Genomic DNA, 4,439 nt, shown 5'->3' with positions numbered 1-4,439 from the left:
AACGACGACCACCACCTGGGGTCCCGCGCCTACGTCGCCGCGATGGACGAGCAGGCCAAGCGGGACCTGGTGGCGATGATCAACGTGGACATGGTCGGCCGGGGGCCGTCGCTGGTCGTCGGCCGGTTGAGGGAGACGGTTCCGGAGACCCACACGCGGCTGGTATCGATCGCCAGGCGGCTGGGGGTCCCGGTCCGCGAGGTGGCGATGGGCGACGTGTCCGATCACGGCACCTTCATCAAGGCCGGCATGAGCGCCGGGTGGCTGTGGTCGGGCGAGGACCCGGTCGTCCACTCGCCGGGCGACACCTTCGACCGGGTTCAGCCGGCGTCGGTGGAACGGGCGGGCCGCGTGGCCTTGGAGGCTGCCCGCAGCTACACCTGAAGCTTGGGCCGGCGACTTGTTCGCGATTTTGCGCAACCCTGTGGTTGACGATCAGGCTCGCGCATGGTGGTCGGTAGAGTTGACCGATGTCGCTGCTCGACTCCCTTCGCAAGCTGGTCGACGGCGCCGATCTCGGTTTTGACGAGTGTGTCGCCGCCGTCGAGCAGATAGTCGCGGCAGACGCTTCTCCCGGAGCCGTGGCCGCCTTTCTGGTCGCGCTGCGCATGAAGGGCGAGACCGCGGACGAGCTCGCCGGGCTCGCCTCCGCGATGCGCGACCGAGCCCTGCCGGTGAGGCCGGCGGCCACCGGACTGGTGGACACGTGCGGCACCGGCGGCGACCGAAAGGGGACCCTCAACGTCTCCACCGCCGCGGCCTTTGTGGTGGCGGGAGCCGGGCTCCCGGTGGCCAAACACGGCAACCGGGCCGTCTCCAGCCGGACGGGCTCGGCCGACGTCCTCGAGGCGCTAGGCGTGCGCCTGGACCTCACCCCGAAGCAGGTGGAGCGGTGCATCGACGAAGCCGGGATCGGCTTTATGTTCGCGCCGGCGTTCCACCCGGCGATGGCCCGGCTGATGCCGCTGCGCACGGAGCTTCGGATCCCGACGTCGTTTAACCTGCTCGGCCCCCTGACGAACCCCGCGCGTCCGAGCTTCCAGCTGGTCGGGGTGGGCGACCCCGGGCGCGTGGAGGTCGTGGCCCATGCACTGGCCCGGCTGGGCGTCGAGCGCGCTCTCGTGGTCCACGGAGCAGACGGGGCCGACGAGTTGACGCTCCAGGGGGACAACACCGTGTTCACGGTGGACGCGGGCTCGGTGACCAGGTCCTCGATCACCGCGGCCGATGCGGGCCTGCCGGAGGCGCCGCTGGAGTCGTTGTCCGGTGCGGAGGCTGAGGGAAACGCGCACGAGCTGCGCGATGTCCTGGACGGAAGGCCGGGTGCCTTCCGGGACTGCGTTCTGCTGAACGCTGGTGCGGCTTTCGTTGCGGCGGGCGCCGCGGACGACGTCCGTGAAGGGGCCGTGCTGGCCGCCAAGAGCATCGACTCAGGCGAGGCCGCCGCCGCGCTGGAGCGGCTGGTGGACCTGTCCCGGTCCCTGCCGTGACGTTTCTCGAGAAGATCCTGGAGTCGCGGCGCAGGTCCGTCGAGGCCGAGTGCGCCGATCCGGCGACGCTCCAAAGCCGCGTTTCGTCGGCGCTTCCGCCGCGCGACTTCGCCGCCGCGGTCCGGGCCCCCGGTATGTCGCTCATCGCCGAGTTCAAGAGGGCCTCACCGTCACGAGGAGTGCTGAACGAAGGCCTCGACCCGGCCGTTCAGGCGCGCTGCTACGAAGCCGGGGGAGCGGCGGCTTTGTCCGTGCTCACTGAACCGGAGTTCTTCAAGGGCAGTGCGGCCGACCTCGCCGCAGCGCGTGAGGCGACGCAGCTGCCGGTCCTGTGGAAGGACTTCGTGATTGACCCGAGGCAGGTCCTGCTGGCGCGCGCCTGGTACGCGGACGCCGTGCTGCTGATCGTCCGGATTCTCAGCGACGAGATGCTCGGCCTGCTGATGCACGAGACGCATCGCCTCGGCATGGCCGCCCTCGTCGAGGTCTTCGACGAAAAGGACCTGGCGCGAGCCGCGGACGCGGGGGCCTCGATCGTCGGCGTGAACCACCGGGACCTGGAGACCTTCGAGGAGGACCCGGACGCGACCGTGCGGCTGCGCCCGCTCGTCCCGGCGGGGGTGGCCGTGGTCGGCGAGAGTGCGATCTCCTCGCGCCGGGACGTCGAGGCGCTGGAGAGCGCGGGAGTGGACGCCGTGCTGGTGGGGGAGGCGCTCGTCCGGGCAGAGGACGCGGCTGCGCGCGTCAGGGAGCTGCTGGGCCGGTCGTGAGGCTCGAGGACCCCCGCGGGATCTGGGTCAAGGTGGACGGGGTCACGCGCGTCGAGGACGTCGCGGCCGCCTGCGATGCCGGGGTGTCGGCGATCGGGATGATCTTCGCGATCTCACCGCGTCGCCTGACACTCGGGCAGGCGTCGCGCATCCGCGAGGCCCTACCGGACGGCGTGTCTGCCTTCGGGGTCTTCGACGCGACGAGCCCGGGCGCGGTCCTTCGTGCGGTGTCGTCGCTTTCGCTGGACGGGGTCCAGGTCCCGGCGGAGCTGCAGCTCGAGCGGCCGGGCTACCCGGAGCTGCCGGCCGGAGTGGTCGTCCTGCGGACGGTGCGCGTCCGGGGCCCGCAGGATCTTCAGGGGCTGGAGTCCCTGGACTGTCACGCGGTGCACCTCGACGCCTACGTCGAGGGCCTGCTCGGCGGAACCGGACACACCGCGCCCTGGGAAGACATCGAGGCCGTCCGTCCGGCGGTCCCGTGGGTCCTGTCCGGGGGCCTTACCGCGGACAACGTCGCCGAGGGCATATCCCGCCTCGGCCCCGACGGCGTGGACGTCTCGTCCGGCGTCGAGTCCTCGCCCGGGGTGAAGGACGCGGAAAAGCTCAGTGCGTTCGTGTCCGCCGCTCGCGCAGGCGCCTGAGCGACACAGCGAATCCGGTGGCCCCCGCCACGGCGACGGTGGCGCTGGCCGCCAGCAGGAGCCTCTCGAACCAGGACGAGCCACAGGCGCCGGAGGGGATGACCGCCGACGTCGCCAGGCACCGTGCGGACGTCAGCACCCATGTCGCCGCACCGGCCACGACGGCTGCCGCCAGAAGCAACCCCCAGACCAGGGGCATCACCCAGCGGCGCGCTGCTAGCGTTGCGGCCATGGCCGAAAGCGTAGCCTCCGGACCGGGCGAGGCCAACGCTCAGGCTCCGGACCGACCGCCTCTAAGGATCGAGCCCGACGAACGGGGCAGGTTCGGCTCCTATGGGGGACGCTACGCGCCGGAGGTCCTGATGCCGGCGCTGCTGGAGCTCGAGGACGCATGGCGCTCAGCGCGCGAGGACCACGACTATCGGGCCGAGCTGGATCACCACCTGCGCCATTACGCGGGACGTCCGACGCCGCTGTATCACGCCCGAAGGCTGTCCGAGCGCCTCGGCCCCCGTGTGTGGATCAAGCGCGAGGACCTGGCCCACACCGGCTCGCACAAGATCAACAACGTCCTGGGCCAGTGCCTGCTCGCGCGCAGGCTCGGCAAAAACCGCGTCATCGCCGAGACCGGAGCTGGACAGCACGGGGTCGCGACGGCGACCGCGGCGGCGCTGTTCGGCCTGGACTGTGAGGTCTACATGGGGGCCGAGGACGTCGGCCGCCAGTCGCTGAACGTGTTCCGCATGCAGATGCTCGGCGCCCGGGTCGTGCCGGTGGAGTCCAGCAGCAGGACCCTCAAGGACGCCATTAACGAGGCGTTCCGCGACTGGGTCGCCAACGTCGAGACCACCCACTACGTCATCGGCTCGGTGGTGGGACCGCACCCCTACCCGTGGATGGTCGCCGAGCTGCAGCAGGTGATAGGCGACGAGGCCCGCGAACAAATCCTGGACTACGCCGGGCGGCTCCCGGACCTCGTCGTGGCGTGCGTGGGCGGAGGGTCCAACGCCATAGGGATCTTCTCCGGGTTCCTGGGCCTCGGCCCCCGCCTGGTGGGAGTGGAGGCCGGGGGCCTGGGCGTTCACACCGGCTCCCACGGGGCGGCCGTGTCCGGGGGCACGGACGGCGTCCTGCACGGGGCCATGACCAGGATCATGCAGGACCCGGACGGCCTGATCCTGCCCGCCCACTCGATCTCCGCCGGCCTGGACTACCCGGGCATCGGACCGGAGCACGCCCACCTCGCCGCGCAGGGACTGGCGGAGTACGTGCCGGCCGATGACGCGGAGGCGTTGTCGGGCTTCAAGGCGCTGGCGGAGATGGAGGGGATCATCCCGGCCCTGGAGCCGGCGCACGCCGTGGGCTGGCTGATGCGGGAGGCCGATGCGGGACGGCTGTCGGGACTGGCCGAGGTCGTGCTTCTTCTGTCCGGCCGCGGCGACAAGGACGTGGAGGCCGTCCGCGGGTACTCGTCCACGGAGTCGTCCGGCTGGTGACCGACCTCGAGTCGCACCTGCGCGGTGTCCTGACGCGCCGCA

Annotated in this window: 6 protein-coding genes; 5 read left to right on the top strand and 1 reads right to left on the bottom strand. The window is 71.3% G+C overall.

Translation table 11 applies throughout. From position 1 onward, the window contains the following. From VNE62_00200 to VNE62_00185, 4 genes are all read left to right on the top strand, one after another. A partial coding sequence (locus VNE62_00200) for a M28 family peptidase (GenBank protein HVE90711.1) occupies positions 1 to 384 on the top strand: 384 nt, incomplete at its 5' end. A gap of 86 nt (positions 385 to 470) precedes the next feature. After that, on the top strand, positions 471 to 1,490 hold the full coding sequence (trpD, locus tag VNE62_00195) for an anthranilate phosphoribosyltransferase (GenBank protein ID HVE90710.1): 1,020 nt from the start codon (positions 471 to 473) through the stop codon (positions 1,488 to 1,490). After that, on the top strand, positions 1,487 to 2,260 hold the full coding sequence (trpC, locus tag VNE62_00190; protein HVE90709.1) for an indole-3-glycerol phosphate synthase TrpC: 774 nt from the start codon (positions 1,487 to 1,489) through the stop codon (positions 2,258 to 2,260). The genes trpD and trpC overlap by 4 nt, the downstream gene beginning before the upstream one ends. Further along, positions 2,257 to 2,901: a phosphoribosylanthranilate isomerase gene (locus VNE62_00185; GenBank protein ID HVE90708.1), complete on the top strand. Its 645-nt coding sequence runs from the start codon at positions 2,257 to 2,259 to the stop codon at positions 2,899 to 2,901. Before trpC ends, VNE62_00185 begins: the two co-directional genes overlap by 4 nt. Here VNE62_00185 and VNE62_00180 read toward each other — a convergent pair. Beyond that, positions 2,864 to 3,133 carry a hypothetical protein gene (locus VNE62_00180; protein HVE90707.1) on the bottom strand — a complete coding sequence of 90 codons (270 nt, stop codon included), beginning with the start codon at positions 3,131 to 3,133 and terminating at the stop codon, positions 2,864 to 2,866. The two genes, VNE62_00185 and VNE62_00180, sit on opposite strands and share 38 nt — an antisense overlap. Between VNE62_00180 and trpB the strand changes: the two genes are divergently transcribed. After that, positions 3,132 to 4,397 carry a tryptophan synthase subunit beta gene (gene trpB / locus VNE62_00175; protein HVE90706.1) on the top strand — a complete coding sequence of 422 codons (1,266 nt, stop codon included), beginning with the start codon at positions 3,132 to 3,134 and terminating at the stop codon, positions 4,395 to 4,397. The two genes, VNE62_00180 and trpB, sit on opposite strands and share 2 nt — an antisense overlap. The last annotated feature ends 42 nt before the right edge of the window (positions 4,398 to 4,439 follow it).

It is taken from the genome of Actinomycetota bacterium (assembly GCA_035536535.1).
Classification (GTDB): Bacteria; Actinomycetota; JAICYB01; order JAICYB01; family JAICYB01; genus DATLNZ01.
This window is presented reverse-complemented; position numbering and strand designations above follow the sequence as displayed.